20 protein-coding genes are annotated in these 23,458 nt (G+C 69.3%); 12 read left to right on the plus strand and 8 right to left on the minus strand.

The window, feature by feature from the left end; all coding sequences use genetic code 11:
* Positions 1-35 precede the first annotated feature (35 nt).
* The 6 genes from DID96_RS02140 to DID96_RS02165 all read left to right on the plus strand — a co-directional run bounded on the left by DID96_RS02140 (position 36) and on the right by DID96_RS02165 (position 5,297).
* On the plus strand, positions 36-371 hold the full coding sequence (locus DID96_RS02140) for a YggL family protein (RefSeq protein ID WP_124597622.1): 336 nt from the start codon (positions 36-38) through the stop codon (positions 369-371).
* 266 nt (positions 372-637) lie between these two features.
* The gene (locus DID96_RS02145; protein ID WP_124597623.1) at positions 638-838 is read left to right on the plus strand and encodes a hypothetical protein; all 201 of its coding nucleotides are present in this window, start codon (positions 638-640) and stop codon (positions 836-838) included.
* Positions 839-876: 38 nt separating this feature from the next.
* Complete coding sequence (locus DID96_RS02150; protein WP_124597624.1) at positions 877-2,130, plus strand: collagen-like triple helix repeat-containing protein; 1,254 nt, start codon at positions 877-879, stop codon at positions 2,128-2,130.
* Between the two features lie 304 nt (positions 2,131-2,434).
* On the plus strand, positions 2,435-3,400 hold the full coding sequence (locus DID96_RS02155; RefSeq protein ID WP_124597625.1) for a PRC-barrel domain-containing protein: 966 nt from the start codon (positions 2,435-2,437) through the stop codon (positions 3,398-3,400).
* Complete coding sequence (locus DID96_RS02160; protein WP_124597626.1) at positions 3,397-4,692, plus strand: MFS transporter; 1,296 nt, start codon at positions 3,397-3,399, stop codon at positions 4,690-4,692. Before DID96_RS02155 ends, DID96_RS02160 begins: the two co-directional genes overlap by 4 nt.
* Before the next feature lie 44 nt (positions 4,693-4,736).
* The gene (locus DID96_RS02165; protein WP_124597627.1) at positions 4,737-5,297 is read left to right on the plus strand and encodes an aromatic acid exporter family protein; all 561 of its coding nucleotides are present in this window, start codon (positions 4,737-4,739) and stop codon (positions 5,295-5,297) included.
* Between the two features lie 52 nt (positions 5,298-5,349).
* On the opposite strand, the gene msbA is transcribed toward DID96_RS02165, so the two are convergent.
* Positions 5,350-7,131 carry a lipid A export permease/ATP-binding protein MsbA gene (msbA, locus tag DID96_RS02170; protein WP_124597628.1) on the minus strand — a complete coding sequence of 594 codons (1,782 nt, stop codon included), beginning with the start codon at positions 7,129-7,131 and terminating at the stop codon, positions 5,350-5,352.
* Between the two features lie 219 nt (positions 7,132-7,350).
* Between msbA and DID96_RS02175 the strand changes: the two genes are divergently transcribed.
* The 3 genes from DID96_RS02175 to DID96_RS02185 all read left to right on the plus strand — a co-directional run bounded on the left by DID96_RS02175 (position 7,351) and on the right by DID96_RS02185 (position 10,548).
* Positions 7,351-8,103 carry a glycosyltransferase family 2 protein gene (locus tag DID96_RS02175; protein WP_124597629.1) on the plus strand — a complete coding sequence of 251 codons (753 nt, stop codon included), beginning with the start codon at positions 7,351-7,353 and terminating at the stop codon, positions 8,101-8,103.
* A gap of 171 nt (positions 8,104-8,274) precedes the next feature.
* Complete coding sequence (locus tag DID96_RS02180) at positions 8,275-9,117, plus strand: glycosyltransferase family 2 protein (RefSeq protein ID WP_124597630.1); 843 nt, start codon at positions 8,275-8,277, stop codon at positions 9,115-9,117.
* 150 nt (positions 9,118-9,267) lie between these two features.
* A complete protein-coding gene (locus DID96_RS02185) occupies positions 9,268-10,548 on the plus strand; it encodes an O-antigen ligase (RefSeq protein ID WP_124597631.1) in 1,281 nt (426 codons plus the stop codon).
* A gap of 80 nt (positions 10,549-10,628) precedes the next feature.
* Here the strand turns inward: DID96_RS02185 and DID96_RS02190 are convergent, their stop codons facing one another.
* The 3 genes from DID96_RS02190 to dnaE all read right to left on the minus strand — a co-directional run bounded on the left by DID96_RS02190 (position 10,629) and on the right by dnaE (position 16,689).
* Positions 10,629-11,831 carry a glycosyltransferase family 9 protein gene (locus DID96_RS02190; RefSeq protein ID WP_124597632.1) on the minus strand — a complete coding sequence of 401 codons (1,203 nt, stop codon included), beginning with the start codon at positions 11,829-11,831 and terminating at the stop codon, positions 10,629-10,631.
* A gap of 131 nt (positions 11,832-11,962) precedes the next feature.
* The gene (locus DID96_RS02195) at positions 11,963-13,063 is read right to left on the minus strand and encodes a glycosyltransferase family 9 protein (protein WP_124597633.1); all 1,101 of its coding nucleotides are present in this window, start codon (positions 13,061-13,063) and stop codon (positions 11,963-11,965) included.
* Between the two features lie 92 nt (positions 13,064-13,155).
* The gene (gene dnaE / locus DID96_RS02200) at positions 13,156-16,689 is read right to left on the minus strand and encodes a DNA polymerase III subunit alpha (RefSeq protein WP_124597634.1); all 3,534 of its coding nucleotides are present in this window, start codon (positions 16,687-16,689) and stop codon (positions 13,156-13,158) included.
* Positions 16,690-16,921: 232 nt separating this feature from the next.
* Between dnaE and DID96_RS02205 the strand changes: the two genes are divergently transcribed.
* Together DID96_RS02205 and gluQRS are read left to right on the plus strand one after the other, a co-directional pair.
* Positions 16,922-17,776 (plus strand): sulfurtransferase, encoded by an 855-nt coding sequence (locus tag DID96_RS02205; protein ID WP_124597635.1) that lies wholly within the window; start codon positions 16,922-16,924, stop codon positions 17,774-17,776.
* Positions 17,777-17,795: 19 nt separating this feature from the next.
* Positions 17,796-18,689, plus strand: coding sequence for a tRNA glutamyl-Q(34) synthetase GluQRS (gene gluQRS / locus DID96_RS02210; RefSeq protein WP_124597636.1), 894 nt, complete (start codon positions 17,796-17,798; stop codon positions 18,687-18,689).
* A gap of 200 nt (positions 18,690-18,889) precedes the next feature.
* Here the strand turns inward: gluQRS and DID96_RS02215 are convergent, their stop codons facing one another.
* From DID96_RS02215 to purT, 4 genes are all read right to left on the minus strand, one after another.
* Positions 18,890-20,350 (minus strand): DEAD/DEAH box helicase, encoded by a 1,461-nt coding sequence (locus DID96_RS02215; RefSeq protein ID WP_260463783.1) that lies wholly within the window; start codon positions 20,348-20,350, stop codon positions 18,890-18,892.
* A gap of 429 nt (positions 20,351-20,779) precedes the next feature.
* Positions 20,780-21,160 (minus strand): MliC family protein, encoded by a 381-nt coding sequence (locus tag DID96_RS02225; RefSeq protein WP_124597637.1) that lies wholly within the window; start codon positions 21,158-21,160, stop codon positions 20,780-20,782.
* 66 nt (positions 21,161-21,226) lie between these two features.
* On the minus strand, positions 21,227-21,418 hold the full coding sequence (locus DID96_RS02230) for a DUF6726 family protein (RefSeq protein WP_124597638.1): 192 nt from the start codon (positions 21,416-21,418) through the stop codon (positions 21,227-21,229).
* Between the two features lie 16 nt (positions 21,419-21,434).
* Positions 21,435-22,649 (minus strand): formate-dependent phosphoribosylglycinamide formyltransferase, encoded by a 1,215-nt coding sequence (purT, locus tag DID96_RS02235; protein WP_124597639.1) that lies wholly within the window; start codon positions 22,647-22,649, stop codon positions 21,435-21,437.
* A 262-nt stretch (positions 22,650-22,911) separates the two neighbouring features.
* Here purT and DID96_RS02240 point away from each other — a divergent pair, with 262 nt between their 5' ends.
* On the plus strand, positions 22,912-23,457 hold the full coding sequence (locus tag DID96_RS02240; RefSeq protein ID WP_124597640.1) for an META domain-containing protein: 546 nt from the start codon (positions 22,912-22,914) through the stop codon (positions 23,455-23,457).
* Position 23,458 lies beyond the last annotated feature (1 nt).

Below are 23,458 nucleotides of genomic sequence, written 5' to 3' on the forward strand. Positions count from 1 at the left end.
TCCCTTTCCACCCAGACACTCACGCATCCAACACCATGAGCAAGCAACACAACCGGCGCCAGCGCAAGAAACTCCACATCGGCGAATTCCAGGAACTGGCCTTCACCGTGTCCGCGCAATTCCGCGGCGAACCGAGCGACCTCGAACGCGGCGAACTGATCGACGCGTTCATCGACTTCGTCGAAGCGAACGGGTTGCTGACCGTCGCGTCCGCGGAAGAAGACATCAACGCGTACGTGATCTCCGGCGCGCCGCGCGGCACGACGACGGAAGCGGATCGCGAAGCAGTACGCGCGTGGCTCGGCGCACGGCCGGAACTCGCACAGGTCGAGCTCGGCGCTTTCACCGACGCCTGGTATCCCGAGGCCTGAGCGTCCCGCCGCATCGACGGCCGCGGCCACGCGCCCGGCTGTCGAGGGCAGGCCGCTGCCGCGCGCACGCGCACCGCAGCCGCGCCTGCCTGCTCCCCCCTCTCCCGCTGCGCTGCCTCTCCTCCTTTCCCTCCTCCCGCTGCGATCCGCGACCGCGTTGACATCGCATTCCCCGACCGCGCGAATGAATCGGACGCTTACTTCAATTTAACGATGGTTAAAGGAAGTCTCGCGCCCGTTCCCCTACTCTGATCGCGAAGAATCCGATGAATCACGGCGCGATCGGAAAGCAATACGAAAGAATGTCAGCCGTTCGTTTCAAACGCGATCCGGATTCCGACCAGGCAAAACATCACGGCACGACGACAGGCCAGACAGGGAGACAACCGATGACATGCCGCCCCCATCCACCACACTTCGGCGAGATGTTCGCCAGCGACGCATTGCCGACGGCGATGCCCGCCTGACCCCCGCTCCATTGATTCGACACGAGGAAGACACGACCATGCTGAACGTTAATCGCCAAGCACTCCGAACGACCCTGATCGCAGCGGGCGTCGCGGCCCTGCTCTCGCTGTCCGCGTGCGGCGGCTCCGGCTCGCTGAGCCAGGGCACCGGCGGCTCCGGTTCCGGTTCGAGCGACACGACCGCCACGACCGGCGCCGCCGGCAACGGCTCGGCCAGCGGCAGCGGTTCCGGCAGCGCGAGCGGCAGCGGCACCACCACGACCGGCAGCACGACCGGCGGCACCACCGGCAGCACATCAGGCAGCAGCGGCGCGTCGGCCAATGCAATCGGCCAGACTGCGGCGGCGTCAGGCAACATCGTGACCGCCGCGGGCGGCGCGGTCTCCGGCGTCGGCACGGCGATCGCCGGCCAGTCGCTGCCGGGTGCGAGCCCCGCGACGACGCAAGGTCTCGGCACCGTCGTGCAGGACGCGGGCGCCGCCGTAACGACGCTCGGCAACGGCATCGGCTCGGGGCTCGGCCAACTCGGCGCGTCGTCGAATCCGGTCGGCACGACGGTCGCGAGCACGGGCGGCGTGGTCACGAATCTCGGCAACGCGGTCGCGGCAACCGGCGGCGTCGTGTCGAGCCTCGGCGGCAGCGGTTCGGCGCTGTCGCCGCTCGCACCCGTCACGTCGCCGGTCGGCGGCGCGATCACAACGCTCGGCAACACGCTCGCGGGAGGTGGCGCGACGCTCGGCACGCAGCTGTCGACGGGCCCGGTCGCGCAGGTCACGGGGGCCGCGAGCTCGGCGATCACGCCGATCACGTCGACGGTCGGCTCGCTCACGCAGACGGTCGGATCGGGCACGCCGCTCGGCGCGCCGCTCACGAACATCGTCACGACTGTCGGCAACGGCGTCGCGAGCGCCGGCACGACGATCGCGAAGACCGGCAACAACCCGGTCACGACCGGCGTCGGCAACGTGGTGACGGCCACCGGCAACACGGTCGCGACCGCGGGCACCGCGCTGCTCGGCGGCGGCGGTGCAACGGGCGCGGCCAATCCGCTCGCGCCGGTGACGGGTCTCGTGTCGACGGCGACCGGCGCGCTCGGCGGCGCAACGGGCGGCGGCAGCGCGACGGGCGCGCTCACGTCGGCTGTCGGCACCGTGACCGGCGCAGTCTCGGGTGCCACCGGCGGTTCGCCCGCCGGTGGGCTGACGGGCAGCAGCTCGGGCGGCACGCTCGCGAAGACCGGCGGCGGGCTGCTCGCACCCGTCACGGCCACGCTCGGCGGGCTCGTCAAGTAACAATTGATGCGCGCGGCCCCTTCGCCGTCGATCGGTGCGACGAAAGGGGCCGCAAGCGGGCCGGTTGCGACGAGGCCGGCCACTCCGCGCGTTGCCGGGCGCCTCCGGATCGTCCCGTCCCATCCCGCCGGCCGCACCGCAACACCGTATTTCTTGCCGCTTCACGGCGAAGCGTCCCCCTCCTTCATCAGCCTTTCCCGCGAGACACGTTAAACTCTCCCCTCGCGCGGTGCGCCGCCCGCACCCGCCATCCATCGCCAGCCGCGTGCCTCCGGGCACGTCCCGACCCTTGGAGTGAGTTTCAATGAGCGGCGGATATCCGCTTCTTCCCGCGTCCCGCATGTCGTTCCCGTCCTCGACGGTCTTCCTGCTCCTCGCCGCCGCGCTGCTGTCCGGCTGCGGGCTGCTGCCGACCCAGAGCCCGCCCGCGCCGATCAGCGAGGCGCTCGTCGAACCGGTCGAGGAGACCGCCGGCGAGCCGCTGACGATGCCGCCCGTGCCGGCTCCGACACAGCCGGAGGAACCGGAAACGCCGAAGAAGCCGCACCGCGAGGTGACGCGGCCGAAGCCCGTGCAGCGCCCCGAAGCGCCGCCCCCGCCGCCCCCACCGCCAGCGCCGCTCGTCGCGACACGCGCGCTCGACCGCACCCAGATCCATGCGCTGCTCGACAGCGAAGTCGCGCGCCGCAACGGCAAGGTGATCGGCCGCGCGGTCGACATGGTGGCCGACGCGAGCGGCAAGCCGCGTGAAATGGTCGTCAACCTTCAGGGTTTCATGGGCGTCGGCGACCGCAAGGTCATCTTCCCGTGGAACGTGTTCCGCTTCACGCCGGGCGGCAAGCATGAGCCGATCGTGCTCGACGTGCCGTCGGGCGACCTGCCGCCGGCCGCGCGGCCGAAGGCCGTGCCGCTGTCGGGCTCGGCCGCGGCATCGCCCGCGACGCGGCTGCCGATGCTCGACAGCGACGTCGAACGGCCGAATGGCACGAAGATCGGCCGCGTGGTCGACGTGCTGATCGACCGTGACGCACAACCGCAGGCCGTCGTGCTCGACCTCGGCGGGTTCGTCAATACCGATCGCCGCTCGATCGCCGCGAACTGGGCCGCGCTGCGCTTCGTCACGCGCGACAAGGCGCTGCATCCGCAGCTCGACCTGAACGACGCGCAGATCAAGGCATCGCCGCCCTACGCGGCCGACAAGCCGATCGTCGCGGTCTCGCCGCCGGCCACCGCCGCCGCGCCGGCTTCGTCTGCGAGTGTTGCCCGATGACGATCAAGCATACCGTCAGCGTGCGCAGTCTCCGGGCCCTCGACTGGCTCAACTTTTTCGTCGCAAACGTTCAAACGGGTTTCGGCCCCTTCATCGCGTCGTACCTTGCGTCGCACAAGTGGACGCAGGGCGAGATCGGCATGGTGCTGTCGATCGGCACGATCAGCGCGATGGTGAGCCAGGTGCCGGGCGGCGCGGCCGTCGACGCGCTGAAAAACAAGAAAGGCGCCGCCGCGTGGGCGATCGCGGCGATCATCCTGTCCGCGGTGCTGCTCGCCGCGAGCCCGACCATCGTGCCGGTGATCGCGGCCGAGGTGTTCCACGGCTTCGCGAGCTGCATGCTGGTGCCGGCGATGGCCGCGATCTCGTTCTCGCTGGTCGGCCGCGCGGACCTCGGCGACCGGCTCGGCCGCAACGCGCGCTGGGCGTCGATCGGCAGCGCGGTCGCGGCGGGCCTGATGGGGCTCACCGGCGAGTATTTTTCCGCGCGCGCGGTGTTCTGGCTGACCGCGGTGCTCGCGGTGCCCGCGCTGTTCGCGCTCGCGATGATCCAGCCGACCCATACCGTGATCCCGCACGGCGGGAGCCGGCACGACGACAAGGACAACAAGGACAACCGGGACAGCCGGGACGATGGCGACGGCGAGCCGCGCGAGACGCTGCTCGAGCTGCTGCGCGACCGGCGCATGCTGATCTTCGCCGCGTGTGTCGTGCTGTTCCACCTGTCGAACGCGGCGATGCTCAACCTCGCGGCCGGCGAAGTGACGGCCGGCATGGGCGACAACGTGCAGCTCGTGATCGCCGCATGCATCATCGTGCCGCAGGCGATCGTCGCGATGCTGTCGCCGTGGGTCGGCCGCTCCGCGCAGCGCTGGGGCCGCCGGCCGATCCTGCTGCTCGGCTTCTCGGCACTGCCGGTGCGCGCGCTGCTGTTCGCCGGCGTCAGCAGCCCGTACCTGCTCGTGCCGGTGCAGATGCTCGACGGCATCAGCGCCGCCGTGTTCGGCGTGATGCTGCCGCTGATCGCCGCGGACGTCGCGGGCGGCAAGGGCCGCTATAACCTGTGCATCGGCCTGTTCGGCCTCGCGGCGGGGATCGGCGCGACCTTCAGCACGGCGGCGGCCGGCTATGTCGCCGACCATTTCGGCAATGCGGTCAGCTTCTTCGGGCTCGCCGCGGCAGGCGCGCTCGCGGTGCTGCTGGTGTGGCTCGTGATGCCGGAAACGCGGGTCGTGAACGGCGACGACGCGGCCGAGGAGCCCGCCGCCGCATCGCCCGAGCAGGCGCACTGACGCGCCCCGCGCGCCGCCCTCTTCCGTTTCATGACAGCACGACGATGAATACGCTCAGGACACTCGACGAAACCCGGCAGCAGATCCAGCAATCGATCTTCGACCTGTTCAAGGGGCTGTCGCTGCGCGAGCGGCTCGCGCAAGGCGGGTTGATGGCGCTGCAGGCTGTCTGCGGCGCGTGCCTCGCATACGGGATCGGCCGCGCGCTGCACACCGAACAGGCGGTGTGGGCGGCGATCACCGCGATCGCGGTCACGCAGCACAACTATTCGGACACGATGTCGCTGTCGCGCGACCAGTTCGTCGGCGCGATGGTCGGCGGCGTGCTCGGCTTCGCGGGCGCGGCGTTCGGCGGCGGCCACGACATGCTCGCCTATGCGGTCGCGGTCGCGGTCGTGATCGTCTGCTGCTGGTGCCTGAACGTCGGCAGTGCCGCGCGGCTCGGCGGCGTCACCGCGACGATCGTGATGCTGTTCCCGGGCAGCGGCCCGCTGTGGGACATTCCGCTCATGCGGCTCGGTGAAGTGACGCTCGGCACGGTCTGTGCGCTCGGCGTGTGCTGGGGGATGGCGAAAATCGAGCGGCGCTGGTTCCGGCGCAGGTAGCGCAGCGGCGCGAGGCCGGCGCAACGTCGGCGCGCGCCGGGCCGCGCGCCGCTCAGGCCGCCTGTTGCTGGTACTGGATCCGGTGCAGGTGCGCATACAGGCCGCCGACGCGCAGCAACTCGTCGTGGCTGCCCTCTTCGGCGATCTTGCCGGCCTCGAGCACGAGGATGCGGTCCGCGCGCTCGATCGTCGACAGCCGGTGTGCGATCACGAGCGTCGTGCGGCCTTCCATCAGCCGCTCGAGCGCCGCCTGCACGTGGCGTTCCGATTCCGAGTCGAGCGCCGACGTCGCTTCGTCGAGGATCAGGATCGGCGCATCCTTGTAGATCGCGCGCGCGATCGCGAGACGCTGCCGCTGGCCGCCCGACAGCCGCATGCCGTTGCCGCCGACGATCGTGTCGAGCCCGTCGGGCATCGCGGCGACCGCGTCGGCGAGGTTCGCGGCCTCGAGCGCGGCCTGCACGCGCGCGCGATCCGGCGTCTGGCCGTACGCGACGTTCGCGGCGACCGTATCGTTGAACAGCACGACGTCCTGGCTCACCATCGCCATCTGGCTGCGCAGCGCATGAAGGTCGTAGTCGGCAACCGGCACGCCGTCGAGCAGGATCGCGCCGCCCGTCGGGTCGAAGAAGCGCGGCAGCAGGTTCACGAGCGTCGTCTTGCCGCTGCCGGACGGCCCGGCGAGCGCGACCATCTCGCCCGGCGCGACCTTGAACGAGATCCGGTCGAGCGTCGGCCGCTCGGACGCGCCGTAGTCGAACGACACGTTGCGGAACTCGATCTCGCCGCGCGCATGCGGCAGCGGCCGCCCGCCGCCCTGCGGCTCGGCCGGCTCGTCGATCAGGCCGAAAATCAGCTCGGCGGCCGTCATCCCGCGCTGCAGCGGCTGGTTCACGTCGATCAGGTGCTTGAGCGGCGAGATCACGAGCAGCATCGACGTGACGAATGCGACGAAGCCGCCGACCGTCGTCTGGTCGTTCGACGACTGCACGACCGCGATCGTGATCACGACCGCGAGCGCGATCGACGCGAGGAACTGCGTGAGCGGCTGCGCGAGCCCGCCCGAGATCGTCATCCGCATCGCATAGCCGCGCAGGCGCTTGCTCATCGTCGTGAAGCGGTCGATCTCGTACGATTCGCCGTTGTGCACCTTGACGACCTTGTAGCCGCCGACCGTCTCCTCGACGATGTACGACAGCTCGTTGGTGAGCGTCTGGTGCTCGCGGTTCAGGCGCCGCAGCCGGCGGTTGATCTTGCTGACGAGCCAGCCGATGCCGGGCAGGATCACCGCGACGATCAGCGTGAGCCGCCAGTTCAGGTAGAACAGGTAGCCGAGCAGGAACATCACCGTCAGCGAGTCGCGCACCAGCGTGACCATCACGCCCGTCAGCACGGACAGGATCTGGTTGACCTCGAACACGATCGCGTTGATCACCGTGCTCGCCGTTTCGCGCTGGAAGAACGACGCGCCGGTGTGGATCATCCGCTTGAACATCTCGAGCCGCAGCTGCAGCAGGATCCGGTTCGAGACGTAGTTGAGCAGGTAGTTCGACGTGTACTGCGACACCGCGCGCACGAACGCGAGGCCGATCACCGCGGCCGGCACGTACCACTTCGCGCGGTCGCTGCCGTGCGAGCCGAAGCCGTGGTCGAGGAGCGGCTTGAGCAGCGCCGGGATCCCGGCTTCCGTCGCCGCGACGACGCCCATCGTCATCACGGCGAGCACCACGATGCCGATGAGCGGCTTGATGTACGGCCACAGGCGCTTGAAGACCGAGGCCGGCGATGTGCCGGCCGGGTCGATGGGTTTGCGAAGCGTGTTCTGAGTATCCAAGGCAATCCTTCTTGAGCGGCGTCGCGGCGCCCGGGGACGAGGTCGACCGGGTCTCCGACCCCGCCGGGCGGGTGCCGAAAAGGCCCAACATAAAAGGCCCAACATTATAGCCGCACCGTCCTTGCCGGCATGGCCGCTGCCGACGGCGGCGGGCGGTGGCGGCTTGGGTAGCGCGGGTATACTGCCGCTCACCGTATCCTCCATCCCTCCGACGATTTCATGGCAGAACCCTCCCTCGGCGTCGCCCTCATCGCCCTCAACGCGTCCGCACGGCTCGCGCAGTGCCTCGACGCGCTGGCGTTCGCCGACGACGTCGTCGTGATCGACGGCGGCAGCACCGACGACACCGTCGCGATCGCGCAGGCGCACGGCGCGCGCGTGATCGTGCGGACCGACTGGCCCGGCTTCGGCGCGCAGAAGAACCGTGCGCTCGACGCGCTCTCGACCGACTGGATCCTGTCGCTCGACACCGACGAAATTGTCAGCCCGGAACTCGCGCAGTCGATCCGCGCCGCGCTCCGGCAGCCGGCCGCCCAGGTCTATGCGCTCGACCGGCTGTCGAGCTTCTGCGGCCAGTGGATCCACCACAGCGGCTGGTACCCGGACTGGGTGCCGCGCCTGTTCCGGCAAGGAGCTGCGCGCTTCTCCGATGACCTCGTGCACGAGCGCCTCGTGTTCGACACGCCCGCGCAACGCCTCACAGGCAAGCTGATGCATTACTCGTACGAGGATTTCGAGACGGTGGTGCGCAAGCTCGACGCGTACTCGACCGCGGGCGCGCGACAGCGCCGCGCGGCCGGCCAGCACGGCGGCTTCGGCAAGGCCGTCGCGCGCGGCCTGTGGGCGTTCGTGCGGACCTACGTGCTGCGGCGCGGCTTTCTCGACGGGCGCGCGGGCTTCATGATCGCCGTGTTCAACGCCGAAACCGTCTACTACCGGTTCCTGAAGCTCGGCCACGAACCGGGTCGCTAAGCCACTGAGCCGCTGGGCCGCTGGGCCGTTGAGCCGTTGAGCCACTGATCCGCTGACCACCGACGGCGCGCGGCGGCGGCGGTACAATGCCGGGCTGCCTGCGCGCCAGGCGCGCGCCGACGAGGCCGCCCCGCGCGCCGCCCGACACGACGACCACCGATTCCGACCGCCATGTTCTCCATCATCATCCCGACCTGGAACAACCTGCCGTACCTCAAGCTCGTCATCGACAGCCTGCGCCGGCATTCCGCGTACGAGCACCAGATCATCGTGCACGTGAACGACGGCTCGGACGGCACGCTCGACTGGGTCCGCAGCGAAGGCATCGAATACACGGCATCGCCGGCCAACATCGGCATCTGCCACGCGGTGAACCTCGCCGCGGCGCGCGCGACACGCGACTACGTCGTCTACATGAACGACGACATGTTCTGCTGCCCCGGCTGGGATGCGGCGCTCGTGCGGCGCATCGGGCAGATGCCGACCGACCTGTTCATGCTGTCCGGCACGATGGTCGAGCCGGTCGACACGCGCAATCCGTGCGTCGTCGTCAGCGATTTCGGCCGGGACGCCGAGCATTTCGACGCGGCAGGCCTCGTCGCGGCCGCACCGAAGCTCGTACGCGCGGACTGGCTCGGCTCGACCTGGCCGCCGACGCTCGTGCACCGCGACTGGTGGAACCGCATCGGCGGCTACAGCAGCGAGCTGTCGCCCGGCATGAGCAGCGACAACGACTTCTCGATGAAATTCTGGGACGCCGGCTGCCGGATCTTCGTCGGCGTCGGCGACAGCCTCGTCTACCACTTCCAGCAGAAGAGCACGGGCAAGATCGTCAAGAACGACGGCCGTCGCCAGTTCCTCAACAAATGGGGCATGACGCAGGCGACCTTCGACCGCTACTACCTGCACCGCGGCGAGCCGGCCGGCACGCGCGTCGCGCTCGACACGCCGGCAGTCGTTGGCCGGCTCAAGCGCGCGCTGCTGCGCTCCAGGATCAAGCGCGCATTCAGCTGAAGCGTCCCCCGAAACCCCACGGAAATGCCCGGTGGTTCGCGTATACTGCGCGGTTTGTCCCCGCCGCAGTTTGTCCCCGCGTCTGCCGCCGGGACGCGTGGCGCGCCGCATCGTGCACGCATGCCGCAACCGCCTATCCGACAGGTTTCGATGCTTTCGTTTTCCGCTCCCGCTTCGCGGCGCCTGACCGCCGCCCGCGCATTCGCCGTCGCCGCGCTATGCATGGTGCCCGTCTCGACCGCGCTGACGAACGTGTTCTGCGCGCTGTTCGCGGTCGCGCTCGTGATCGCGCCCGAATTCTGGCGCGACCTGCGCTCGCTCGTCACCGACCCCGCGTCGCTCGCGGCGCTGCTGCTGATGGCCGCGCTGACCGCAAGCGTCGTGTACACCGTCGCGCCGCATGACAAGGCGTGGGGCTGGGTCGCGAAGTACGACAAGCTGCTGCTGCTGCCGTTCGCCGTGCTCGCGTTCCGCCATTCGAACTGGGCGCCAATCGTGCGGCGCTGCTGGTTCGGCACGCTGTGCGTGATCCTCGTGCTGTCGACGACGAACTACCTCGGGCTCACCGCGATCGGGCCCGCGCATGCGACCGAACTGCCGCTGTCGCGCGCGTGGGTGTTCAAGAATCACATCGCGGCCGGCATGTTCGGCGCGCTGCTGTTCTACCAGGCGGCCGATCTCGCGCTGACGGCCCGCACGGCGCTGTCCCGTGCCGCGTTCGCCGGCATCGCCGCGTGGTCGCTCGTCAATGTGTTCGTGATGCTGCAGGGACGCACGGGGCAGGTCATCGCGCTGCTGCTGATCCTCGTCGTCGCACTGCGTTTCGTGCTCGCGCTGCGCATGCGCTCGGCGCTGCGCGCGGGCCTTGCCGCGGGCGCGCTGGTCGTCGCGGCAGCGGCGCTCGTCGTCGCCGCGTGTACGATTCACGGCGGCCGGCTCGTGAAGGTCGTGTCCGAAGTGCAGCAATACCGGCAGAGCGATGCGGCCACGTCGACCGGGCTGCGGCTCGAGTGGTACAAGAAGGGGCTCGAACTGTATCGCGCGCGGCCGGTGATCGGTTACGGCGCGGGCGGCCTCGAGTTCGAGTTCCAGAAGCTGACGGCAGGCAAGTCCGCCGCCGAAGGCCAGCTCACGTCGAACCCGCACAACGAGTACCTGCTGATGGCCGTCCAGCTTGGCACGGTCGGCGTGCTGCTGTTCATCAACCTGATCGTGCAGATCGCACGCGGCAGCCGCGCGCTCGATCCGCGCTCGCGGCACCTGCTGCTCGCGTGGCTCGCAATCTTCGCGATCGGCAGCCTCGCGAATTCGCTGCTGCTCGACTTCGCCGAAGGTCACCTGATCGTGCTGCTCGCGGGCATCCTGGTCGGTTGCAGCGAGCGCGGCGCCGTGCTGCCGCGCGAAACGTCGGCGATCAGGCGAAGCGCCTGACGCCGGTCGCGCCGGTCACCGTCAATGAAGTGTCCGTGAGCCGCCGCGCTCAGGCCGGCCGGGCATGCCGGACGCCCTGATCAGTCTTTTGCCGAACCGGTCGCGGCCCGGCTCGCGTTGTCGCGGCTCAACCGCGACGCGTCGACGACGGCCGTCACGTCCGGCGCAGCGAGCCCGAGCATCTCGGCCGCCGCGGCCTTCACGCGCTGCGCACTCAGGTTGACGAGACAGTCGCTGCGGCTGTCGACGTGGCGCTCGCAGCCCTCGTGCCGGCATGGCACGCAATCGCCCTCTCCCTGCAGCAGATAAACGTTGCCGTGCCGGCCCGAGCCGCGCAGCGGCCACGGATTCTCGGTCGCGGGCCAGTGCTGCGGCCATGGCCCCCAGCGCACGGGATCGGACGGCCCGAACAGTGCGATCGTGTCGGTGCCGGTGGCCGCGGCGACATGTGTCGCGCCCGTGTCGGGCCCGATGAACAGCCGCGCGCGCCGCACGAGTTCCGCACTCTCGCCGAACGTGAGGCGGCCGACGAGATTCAGCACGTCGCCGCCCGCGTCGGCGGCCACGTGCGCCGCGTAATCGCGCTCGCCCTGTGCCGGGCCGCCGGACAGCGCGACCGCGAACCCGTGGGCGCGCAGCCAGTCGATCATCTCGACCCAGCCATCGGAGCGCCACTGCTTGTAGCGGAACATCGGATACGGATGCAGGACGACGAGCGGCTTGCCGTCGCGCACCGCGGGTGACTCGGCGAGCCACGCGTCGAACCGCGCGCGCCGCGCGGGATCGTCGCCGATGCCGGGCGCGACGACTTCGGAGACGGGCTCGATGCCGATGACGGGCGCGAGCGCCAGCGTGCTCACGACGGTGTGCGCGGACTGGTGATGATTGATCGCGATGCCGTGCAGCATCATCCGGGTCAGCCAGGTGACGCGGTCCGGATCGACGAGGCCGACCCGCTTGCGGCCCGCGAACCAGCTGTAGAAGCGCGGCCGGTCGGAACTCAGCGCTGCGCATGCGAGGTCGTAGCGGCGCCACATCGATAGCGCGTCGCGCAGCCGTTCGCGGAACCCGGCGCGCTGCGCGACCACGATCACGTGGCGCAGGTCCGGATTGTGCTCGAGCACGCCCTCGGTGCCGCGAAACACCAGCATGTCGATCTGCGCGTCCGGCCAGCGGGCTTTCAGCGAGCGCACGAGCGGTGTCGTCAGCAGCACGTCGCCGATGCGGCGCGGTGCTGCAACGAGGATGGTTCTGGGCGGGCGGGCGGGAGAAAACAGGGCCAAGGCAATCGATCCGTCTATCTGGCTGGCGAACAAGGCTGGCAATGTACAGGATTTTGCGGCAACCGGCGCGGGCCGTGTGGGGGCCGCGGCGCGGCGGGAATCCGGCGCGCCGCGCGGCGAGCGAGCGAGAGTTACGAAGCGGTTGCTGCCGATATGGGCGTTGCGGGCGTTGCCGTCGTTGCGGTCGGCGCCGGCATCCCGAGAACCGGCTCGGCAGCCGCGACATCGCCGCGCTCGGTGGGCTGGAGCAGATCACGAACCGCCCGCTCGACCGCGTCGACTTCAATCGCGTCGACCGCCGCTCCGGCTCGCAGGATCACATGCGGCACGCCGAGCGGATGCCAGCGCAGGTATTTCTCCGGCCGGTCCTCGAACAACGCGGCGACCGGCACGCCGAGCGCCGACGCCAGGTGCACCGGCGCGCTATCGGCGGACACGACGACGTCGAGCAGGCTCACGGCCGCAATCAGATCGGCGACCGACGCCGGCGCGACATGCCGCACGGCCAAATCACCCCACGCGTCGCGATCGTCCGCGCCCGCCGGATCGCGGAACACGATCACGTCGGCGAGCCCGCCGAGCCGCCTGCTCAGGTCCCGCCATTTGTCCCCGCTCCAGCGCCGCTCGGCCGCCTTGTTCGATACGAACAGGCCGACTCGCGGCAGCGTGCGCGGACCGAGCAGGCGATGCCACACGTCCTGCCGCGCGCGGTTCGGGTACGCGAACAGCGCGAGACCTTCGATGTCGGTTCGCGCCAGTTCAGGCACGAGCTGGAATCCGGACAATGCTTCATGGCGCATCGGCCGGGTGCGGACATGCTCGGGCTGGCGGTCGTCGAACTCGGACTCCGCGTCGTGCCAGCGGCAATCCTTCGCGCCGAGCTGCCGCGCGAACTGCACGCTGCTCCGGTGCATCCCGCCGTTGGGGACGACCACCAGGTCGAAGCGCAGGCGGCGCAGGCGGCGCACGAGCCGCAGCCGGTCCACGATGGCCCGCCATCGGCCCGGACGATCGTTACGCTCGCACTGCCGGCTGTACACGTACTTGTGCACCGTATGCACGTCCGGGTTGCCGGCCAGTACGCCCGCGTTGTACGTATTGGCGACCACGTGCAGCTCCGCGCCGGGCCAGCGCTGCTTCAGCGCGCCGAGAAACGCCGTCGTGCACAGCATGTCGCCCAGAAAATCTATCCGGATCACGAGGATCCGCGCCGTCGAATTGTCGTTAGCCATTCTTGCTGTCATGACGGTCTGTATTTTCGAGCGGGCGCCGCAGCCGGTCGGCGTCGCGCAGCCGCCGCGACACGTCAGTGGCCCCGGGCCGCTCAGTACGCGATCTCGACGATGCTGCCGCCGAACGCCGCGCGCAGCTCCGCGAGCAGCGTGTCGCTCGGCTTCACGCGCCACGCGTCGCCAAGGCGCATTTCGCCTTGCGCACGGGCGCTGCTGTAGTGAATCTGGACCGCGAGACCGTTCGGCAGCGGCGGCGGCGGTTGCCGGCGGCCGCCGTCGCGCCCGCCGCGCGGCGCAGGCGCGTCGACGGCACCTGCCGCCGACGGCTCGTCCTTCGATACATGCGGCTCGAGCACGCGGCGCAGCGCGGCCGCGTCCGCGTTGCCGTTCATCGTCAGCCGCACGGCCTGCGCGTAGCGGCTGCGTGCGCGCTCGAGGTCCATCACCGTGTCGGCGGTGAAGCGGATGCCGCCCGTGAACGCATCGTTGCGCGCCTGCCCCTGCACGATCAGCAGTTCGTCTTCCTTGAACAGCGCCTTGTTTGCCTCGAATTGCTCGTTGAAGATCGTGATCTCGCACTGGCCTGAACCGTCGTCGAGCAGCGCGATCAGCATCTTGCCGCGCTGGGTCATCTGCGTGCGCAGCGACGCGATCACGCCGGCGACGAGCTTGTCGCGCCCTTCCTTCAGTTCGCCGACCTTCTGGCGCACGAAGCGCCGCACCTCGCCGCGATACGCGTCGAACAGGTGGCCGGACAGATAGAAGCCGAGCGCGCCCTTCTCTTCCTGCAGGCGGCGCTTGTCGTCCCAGGCCGGCTCGTCGACGAGCGCGTGCGCGTGCGGCGACTCGGCGCCCATGTCGAACAGGCCCGCCTGCATTGCGTTCGCCTCGGCCTGGTCAGCCGCCTCCATCGCGAGCGACACCGATGCGAGCAACTGCGCGCGGTTCGCGTTCAGCGAATCGAACGCGCCCGCGCGGATCAGCGCCTCGATCGTGCGGCGGTTCACGACGCGCCGGTCGATCCGCTCGCAGAAATCGAACAGGTCGGCGAACGGCTTCTCCTCGCGCGCGCGCAGGATTTCCTCGATCGCGTTTTGGCCGCTGCCCTTCACCGCACCGAGGCCATAGCGGATCGTGCGCGAGCGCTTGCCGTCCGCTTCCGCGACCGGCTCGAAACGGTAATGCGACTGGTTGATGTCCGGCGGCAGCACGGCAAGGTTGTTCACGACGCAATCGTCGAACAGGATCTTCACCTTGTCGGTGTCGTCCATCGCGAGCGTCATGTTGGCCGCCATGAATTCGGCCGGATGGTGCGCCTTCAGCCACGCGGTGTAGTACGCGAGCAGCGCATAGGCCGCCGCGTGCGACTTGTTGAAGCCGTAGCCCGCGAACTTCTCCATCAGGTCGAAGATTTCGTCGGACTTCTCGCGCGTGAGGCCGTTCTTCGCGGCACCCTCGGCGAAGATCTCGCGATGCTCGGCCATCTCCTCGGGCTTCTTCTTGCCCATCGCGCGGCGCAGCAAGTCCGCGCCGCCGAGCGAGTAACCGCCGATGATCTGCGCCATCTGCATCACCTGCTCCTGATAGACCATGATGCCGTAGGTCTCTTTCAGGACGGGAACGACGCGGTCGTCCGGATACTCGACGATCTCGCGGCCGTGCTTGCGCGCGCAGAAGCTCGGGATCAGGTCCATCGGGCCCGGACGGTACAGCGCGACGAGCGCGATGATGTCCTCGAAGCGGTCGGGCTGCGCATCCTTCAGCATGCCCTGCATGCCGCGGCTTTCCAGCTGGAACACGGCGACCGTGTTGGCCTTCTTGAGGATCTGGAACGACGCGGGATCGTCGAGCGGCACCTGCGCGAGCGACCAGTCGGCCTTCGACGGATCGAGCCGGCGGATGTAGCGCTCGGCCCAGTCGAGGATCGTCAGCGTCGTGAGGCCCAGAAAGTCGAACTTCACGAGGCCGACCGCTTCGACGTCGTCCTTGTCGTACTGGCTGACGACGCCGCCGTCGTCGCCCTGCGTGTAGAGCGGGCAGAAATCGGTCAGCTTGCCGGGTGCGATCAGCACGCCGCCCGCGTGCATCCCGACGTTGCGCGTCAGGCCTTCGACGCGCTGCGCGAGATCGAGCAGCTGATGGACTTCGTCCTCGTGGTCGTAGCGCTCCTGGAGCTGCGGCTCCTCCTTCATCGCGTCGGCGATCGTCACGTGCTTGCCCGGCTTGAACGGGATCAGCTTCGCGATGCCATCGGTGAACATGTAGCCGAGGTCGAGCACGCGCCCGATGTCGCGCACGGCCGCCTTCGCGGCCATCGTGCCGAACGTCGCGATCTGCGACACCGCATCCGCGCCGTACTTCTCCTTCACGTACTGGATCACGCGATCGCGGCCGTGCTGGCAGAAGTCGATGTCGAAGTCGGGCATCGACACCCGCTCCGGGTTCAGGAAGCGCTCGAACAGCAGGTTGTAGCGCAGCGGATCGAGATCGGTGATGCCGAGCGCGTACGCGACGAGCGAACCGGCGCCCGAACCCCGCCCGGGGCCGACCGGCACGCCGTTGTTCTTCGCCCAGTTGATGAAGTCGGCAACGATCAGGAAGTAGCCCGGGAAGCCCATCTTCGTGATGGTCCCGCACTCGAACTCGAGCCGCTGGTAGTACGTGTCGCGCTGCGCGTCGCGCTCGGCGGCATCCGGATACAGCTGCTCGAGCCGTTTTTCGAGCCCTTCTTTCGACAGCTGGATCAGGTACTCGTCGAGCGACATGCCGTCCGGCGTCGGGAACAGCGGCAGCTTCGGCTTGCCGAGCTCGAGCGTCAGGTTGCAGCGCTTCGCGATCTCGACCGTGTTCGCGATCGCGGACGGCAGGTCCGCGAACAGCGCGGCCATGTCGTCCTGCGTGCGGAAGTACTGGTCGGTCGTGAAGCGCTTCTGGCGCCGCGGATTCGCGAGGATGTCGCCTTCCGAGATACACACGCGCGCCTCGTGCGCGGTGAAATCGTCGTCGGTCATGAACTGCGTCGGATGCGTCGCGACGACCGGCAGCTTCAGCTCCGCGGCAAGCGTCGCCGCCTGCTGGATGTACGCCTCGGCGCCCGGCTGGCCATAACGCTGCAGCTCGATGTAGAAGCCGCCCGGAAACACCTTCGCCCAGCGCGCCGCGTGACGGCGCGCCGCTTCCTCGTTGCCGGCCGCGAGCGCGAGGCCGATGTCGCCCTGTTGCGCGCCCGACAGCGCGAGCAGGCCCTGCGCGAGCTCGCCGTCGAGCCAGCTCGCGTCCAGTTCCGCGCGGCCGCGATACTGGTTCGTGAGCCACGCCTTCGACAGCAGTTCGCAGAGATTCAGGTAGCCGCGCTTGTCCTTGACGAGCAGCAACAGCCGCGACGGCTTGTCGCGGTCGTCCGGGTTGGCGATCCAGACGTCGCAGCCGGCGATCGGCTTGATGCCCTTGCCGCGGGCTTCCTTGTAGAAACGGACGAGGCCGAACGCGTTGCCGAGATCGGTGAGGGCGAGCGCGCCCTGACCGTCCGCGGCCGCCGCCTTGACGACGTCGTCAAGACGCACGATGCCGTCGGCAATCGAGAATTCGGAGTGAACGCGAAGATGGACGAAACGGGGATCTGACATGGGCGCTATTGTAGCCGCGTCGTCGTGCAGGCTGCCCAAAAAATCCCCGCGTTGGCCGTTCGGCCGAGGGCGCGACCACCCGCCGCGCCACTGGCCGGACGGCCAGCTGCCGGATCGCGCGCGGTTTGCGGGATAATACGAGTTTTCGACCTATCAGCCCGGCTTCGCACCCCTTTTTGCGAGCCTCCGTGCGACAGCCGCACGGGCGCGGCCGTTTTCTCGTCCGATCATCATGAGTATCGTCAATCTCGCCGCCTACCACTTCGTGTCGCTCGACGCAAACGAACAATGGCGCCCGCTCGTCACCGCCCGCTGCAACGAACTCGGCCTGCGCGGCACGATCCTGCTCGCGCCGGAAGGCATCAACCTGTTCATCGCCGGCACGCGCGACGCGGCCGACGCGTTCATCGACTACATCCGCCACGATCCGCTGTTCGAAGGCAAGTTCGCGACGCTGCAGTTCAAAGAGAGCCTGTCCGATTCGCAGCCGTTCCGCCGCATGCTCGTGCGCCTGAAGCGCGAGATCATCACGATGAAGAAGCCCGCGATCAAGCCGGAACTCGGCCGCGCGCCGTTCGTCGACGCGCGCACGCTGAAGGCCTGGCTCGACCGCGGCCACGACGACGCGGGCCGTCCGGTCGTGATGCTCGACACGCGCAACGCGTTCGAGGTCGACGTCGGCACGTTCGACAACGCACTCGACTACCGGATCGGCAAGTTCAGCGAATTCCCGGAAGTCATCGACGCGAATCGCGCGGACCTCGAAGGCAAGACGGTCGTGTCGTTCTGCACGGGCGGGATCCGCTGCGAAAAGGCCGCGATCCACATGAAGGAGATCGGCATCGACAACGTGTACCAGCTCGAAGGCGGGATCCTCAAGTACTTCGAGGAAGTCGGCGGCGCGCATTATCACGGCGACTGCTTCGTGTTCGACTATCGCACCGCGCTGAACCCGCAGCTCGAGCCCACCGAGAACGTCACCTGCTTCGCGTGCCGCGCGGTCGTGACGCCCGAAGCGCAGCAATCGCCGAGCTTCGTGCCGGGCGAGTCCTGCCCGGCCTGCGCGAACGCTGGCGACGCCGCATAAGCAAGCGCCGCAGACTCCGATGAACGGCTATCGCGGCCGCTTCGCGCCGTCGCCAACTGGCCCGCTGCATTTCGGTTCGCTCGTCGGCGCGCTCGCGAGCTGGCTCGACGCGCGCGCGCACGGCGGCGCCTGGCTCGTGCGCATCGAGGACATCGACGGGCCGCGCACGGTGCCCGGCGCCGCCGACGACATCCTCGCGACGCTCGTGCACTTCGGCATGACGCCGGACGAGCCGCCCGTGTGGCAGAGCACGCGTGCAGCCGCCTATTCGGCCGCGCTCGAACGCCTCGACGCGACGGGGCTCGTCTATCCGTGCGGCTGCACGCGCAAGGAAATCGCCGATTCGCTGCGTGCCGCGCACGAGCGCCACACGACACTCGCGTATCCGGGCACCTGCCGGTCGGGCCTGCACGGCAAGCCCGCGCGCGCATGGCGGCTGCGGGTGCCGGACGGCGATGCCGCGATCGTCACGTTCGACGACCGCTGGCAGCACACGCAATCGCAGAACCTCGCGACCGAAGTCGGCGACTTCGTGCTGAAGCGCGCCGACGGCCTGTGGGCCTACCAGCTCGCGGTCGTCGTCGACGATGCCGATGCCGGCGTCACGCACGTCGTCCGCGGCGCCGACCTGCTCGACTCCACCGCGCGCCAGATCTATCTGCAACGCTGCCTCGGCGTACCGACGCCGTCGTATCTGCACGTGCCTGTCGTCGTCGACGCGAACGGCGAGAAGCTCAGCAAGCAGACCGGCGCGATCGCACTCGAACGTGACGATCCGCTGCCCGCGCTGCAAGCCGCGGCCGCCCATCTCGGCCTGGCGCCGGACCACGGCGAGCTGCCGGGCGCGACGCTCGACGCGTTCTACGCGGCGGCAACGGCCGCATGGGCGCGGCGCTTCGGGCCGGCGCACTAGCACGCCACCGTCGTCCGCGCGCAAGCGCGGGCTTCGCCCGCTCGCCGGAATCGATCCGGCACCGATTCTCAGCGACTCGGCGCCGGCCTCGCGCCACCATATTGCCCCACATCGGACCCTGCAAATGAAAAACGGGCGCATGCTGCTCGCATGCGCCCGTCTTGTCCGACCTTCGGATCGCGGCCGACTGCCTGTTTCGCTTATGCCGACGGCTTGCGCGGCATCCCGAACCCGCCGAGCAGCGCGGCCACCTGGCGCTTCGGTCCCTTCTTCTCCGGCTGAACGTGCTTCGGCTCTTCAGCCTGCTTCGCCTGCGCCGACGGCTCATACGGCTTCAGGAAGAAATCGTCGATCGGCGCCTCGTGGCGACGATGATGACCGCGCTCGGCGCCGGACGTCCGGCGGCCCGATGCGCCACGATGCTCGTCACGCTCGCGGCGGCCACCCCGCTCGCCACGCTCACCGCCGCGCTCGTCGTGACGGTGCCGCGCCGGCTTGTCGATCGACAGCGTCTGCACGTCGAGCGGACGCTTGATCAGCTTCTCGATGTCGGCAAGCTGCTTGCGCTCGTTCGGGCTGCACAGCGACAGCGCATCGCCCGTCGCGCCCGCGCGGCCCGTGCGGCCGATCCGGTGCACGTAGTCTTCCGCGTTGAACGGCAGGTCGAAGTTGATCACGGCCGGCAGCTCGGCGATGTCGAGGCCGCGCGCGGCCACGTCGGTCGCGACGAGCGCTTCGATCTCGCCGCGCTTGAACGCGTCGAGCGCCTGCATCCGCTCGATCTGCGTCTTGTCGCCGTGGATCGCCGACGCGACCACGCCGTCGCGCTCGAGGTTGCGCGCGAGCCGGCTCGCGCCGATCTTGCTGTTGCAGAACACGATCACCTGCTTGAGCCCGCGATCGCGCAACAGTTGCACGACGGCCGCCTGCTTGTCGCCCTCGGCGACGTCGTAGACGATCTGCGTGACGTTCGCGTTCGTCGAGTTGCTGCGCGCGACCTCGATCGTCTGCGGGTTGCGCAGGTAGGTCGACGCGAGCTTCTTGATTTCGGGCGAGAAAGTCGCCGAGAACAGCAGCGTCTGGCGCTCCTTCGGCAGCAGGTTCAGGATCCGCTGCAGATCCGGCAGGAAGCCCATGTCGAGCATCCGGTCGGCCTCGTCGAGCACGAGAATCTGCACCTGCCCGAGGTTCGCGGTCTTCTGCTGCACGTGGTCGAGCAGACGGCCCGGCGTCGCGATCAGGATCTCGACGCCGCGGCGCAGCTCGGCCATCTGCGGGTTCATGTCGACGCCGCCGAACACGACCGCGCTGCGCAGCGGCGTGTGCTTCGCGTAAGCGTGCACGTTCGCGGCGACCTGGTCGGCGAGCTCGCGGGTCGGCGTGAGGATCAGCGCGCGCACCGGGTGGCGCGCGGGCGATGCGCTCGTGTTGGCCTGCGGCAGCAGGCGCTGGATGATCGGCAGCGAGAAGCTCGCGGTCTTGCCGGTGCCCGTTTGCGCGGCGCCCATGACGTCGCGGCCGGCGAGCACGACCGGAATCGCCTGCGCCTGGATCGGCGTCGGCGTCGTATAGCCCTGCTCCGCAATGGCTTTCAGGATGTCGGCGGCAAGGCCGAATTGATCGAAGGTTGCGTCGACTGGCTTGGCGACAGAATCGGACATGGTGGCGTTTCGCTCAAAAGGCGCGGCGGGGACATCACGCGTCAGCTCGGCCCGGCGGGCCGCTGCGCAAATCTCATTTCGGAAGTAGACGGAGCCGCGGCGCGCCGCGCGGCGCCGCTCTGGCGCTTGGGGCCGGTTCATGCGAACGCCGGGCTCCAGGCCGTGCGGACTCCGTTCGGCGCGAATGCCGGCGGAAAGGGCCGTATTGTAGCACTGCGCAGCAAACTGTCTGTGACAGCCAATCGGCACGTCGCTGTGGTGGCGCCGGCCGGTGCCCGCGGACGTTGCCGGCCAATGTTACCGGCGAATGCTGCCGGCGAATGTTCGCCGACCAATGTTGCCGGCTGCGGATCCACGGCCGCCCGCGCGACGCCACGCGCCGGCGTGGCCGGCCGGCCGGCCGGCGGATTCTGGACCGCCAGCCGGCGCTCAGCCCTTCTTCTTTTTCTTCTCGACCTGCACGCAGCCGGACAGCAGCGGCGGCGCCTTCTCGTCGGCGATTTCGTCGCGCAGCGTCGCTTCCCTGCCCTTCGTCCACCACGTATAGCGGCCAGCCTGGTAGCGCACGCCGGACGCCGACACGGTATCGACGAACAGCAGGCGCTGGCCGTTGACCGGCACGAGCGCGAAGCTCTGGCCGTTGCCCGCGAGCCAGTACGACACGCGCACCGGCTGCGTCTGGTTCGCACACTGGTAAACGGCCGTCTGGCGCGCGTCCGCGTCGATTTCCTCGACGGTCAGTTGCGCGGCATGCGCGATCGACACGGACAGGCCGGCCAGCGCAAGCGTGGCGAGGGTTTGACGAATCATGCAGGTTCTCTCGCGAGACGTGGTGTGAAAGCGCGCCCGTCCGTCCGGGCGCGCCGGTTATCGTTATCAGGGATCGATGACGTCCGCGCAGGCATCGGTCGGCGCGGCGGCGACGTGGCCGACGAGCGGCACGATCTTGAGCCCGGCCGACGCGACCCGGCACGGTGCGGCGGCAAGGCCGCAGCCCGCGAGGCCGGCGCCAAGTGCGAGCACGACGCCGAAGCGCGCGACACGCCGCAGAAACGAAGTTGCAGACATCGCGCGCCTCCTGTCGTCAGCGTGCCGAGACGGGCTTGACGGCCGCGGCGGCGCGCTTCGCGCGTTCGCGGGCTTCGTCGATATCGGCACCGGTCGCGAGCGCGACGCCCATGCGCCGCTTCGCGAAGCTCTCCGGCTTGCCGAACAGGCGCAGGTCGGCGCCCGGCACGGCAAGCGCGTCGCGCACGCCCTCGAACGCGATGCCGCGCTCGTCGAGCCCGCCGTAGATCACCGCCGACGCGGCGGGCGCGCCGAGCGTCGGGTCGACCGGCAGCCCGAGAATCGCGCGCGCATGGAGCTCGAACTCCGACTGGCGCTGCGACGCGAGCGTGACGAGGCCCGTGTCGTGCGGCCGCGGGCTCACTTCGGAGAACCAGACCTCGTCGCCGCGCACGAACAGCTCGACGCCGAACATCCCGCGCCCGCCGAGCGCCTCGGTCACCTTGTGCGCGATCTCGCGCGAGCGTGCGAGCGCTGCCGCGGACATCGGCTGCGGCTGCCATGATTCGACGTAGTCGCCCGCGACCTGCACGTGGCCGACCGGTTCGCAAAAATAGGTTTGCGTCTCGCCGCTGGCCGGATCGATCGCACGCACCGTGAGCTGCGTGATCTCGTAGTCGAAATCGACGAAGCCTTCGACGATCACGCGGCCGTGATTCACGCGCCCGCCCGCCAGCGCGTACTGCCACGCGGGCTCGATGTCGGCGTCGCCGCGCACGACCGACTGCCCCTTGCCCGACGACGACATCACCGGCTTCACGACGCACGGCATGCCGATCTTCGCGACGGCCGCGCGGAACGCGTCGAACGATTCGGCGAACGCGTAAGGCGACGTCGGCAGGCCGAGTTCCTCGGCGGCGAGCCGGCGGATGCCCTCGCGGTTCATCGTGAGCTGGGTCGCGCGTGCGGTCGGGATCACCTCTGCGATGCCCGCCGCCTCGATTGCCGCGAGCGCATCGGTCGCGATCGCCTCGATCTCGGGGACGATCAGGTGCGGACGCTCGGTCTCGACGAGCGCGCGCAGCGCGGCGGCGTCGGTCATGTCGATCACGTGTGCGCGATGCGCGACCTGGTGGCCGGGTGCGTCCGGATAGCGGTCGACCGCGATCACCTCGACGCCGAGCCGCTGCAACGCGATGATGACTTCCTTGCCGAGTTCGCCGGCGCCGAGCAGCATGACGCGCGTGGCCGAAGGCGAAAGCGGCGTACCGAGCCGCTGACCGATCTGCATGTGATGATTTCCCGCTTCAGGTTGGAGGTCGAAAACGACTGCGATGTTAACACGCGCACCGGCGCCGGACGGGCCCGCTTTGTACTGAACTCGAACCGAATTCGTACCGTGCTCGTACTGCGCTCGTACCCCGCTCGTATCGCGCTCTTGCGTCGCGCGGGCCGGCCGCGAACGAATTCGCGCGCGGATGGTCGCCTCGCCTGACGCGAGGCGAGTGCGTTACTCTTACGCCTTGTTCAGAACATGAAGAGGAACGAGGCTCATGCCCCACCCGACCGCAGCCGCACGCACGCGCACCCGTCTGTTTCGCTCGCTGCGCGCGCCGCTCGGCGTATTGACGCTTGCCACGCTTCTCGCCGCCTGCTCGATGCCGACGCATCCCGACGCCGCCGCCCCCGCGCCCGATCCGTACAACCCCGCCGCCGTCCAGCTGCTCGATGACACGAGCTGGGAACTCACGAGCTGGCAGAACGCCGACGGCACGCCGCGCACGGTCCCGCACGGCGACAACGGCGAACCGATCAAGCTCGCGCTGTCGACCGAATCGGGCGTGCGCCGCGCGTCCGGGTTCTCCGGCTGCAACCGCTACATGGGCACCTACGACGTCAAGAACGGCGTACTGAGCTTCGGTCCGCTCGCGGGCACGCGGATGGCCTGCAACGGCACGCTCGGCGGCCAGCTCGAGCACGCCTATCTCGACGCGCTCGCGCACGTCACGAAGGCAGGCGTGCAGATGCGCGCGCCGCAGCAGTTGCAGATCGTCACCGCCGACGGCGCGACGCTGATCTTCACGCGCCGCGGCCCGTAAC

The organism is Burkholderia sp. Bp8963, assembly GCF_003854275.1.
Taxonomy (GTDB): Bacteria; Pseudomonadota; Gammaproteobacteria; order Burkholderiales; family Burkholderiaceae; genus Burkholderia.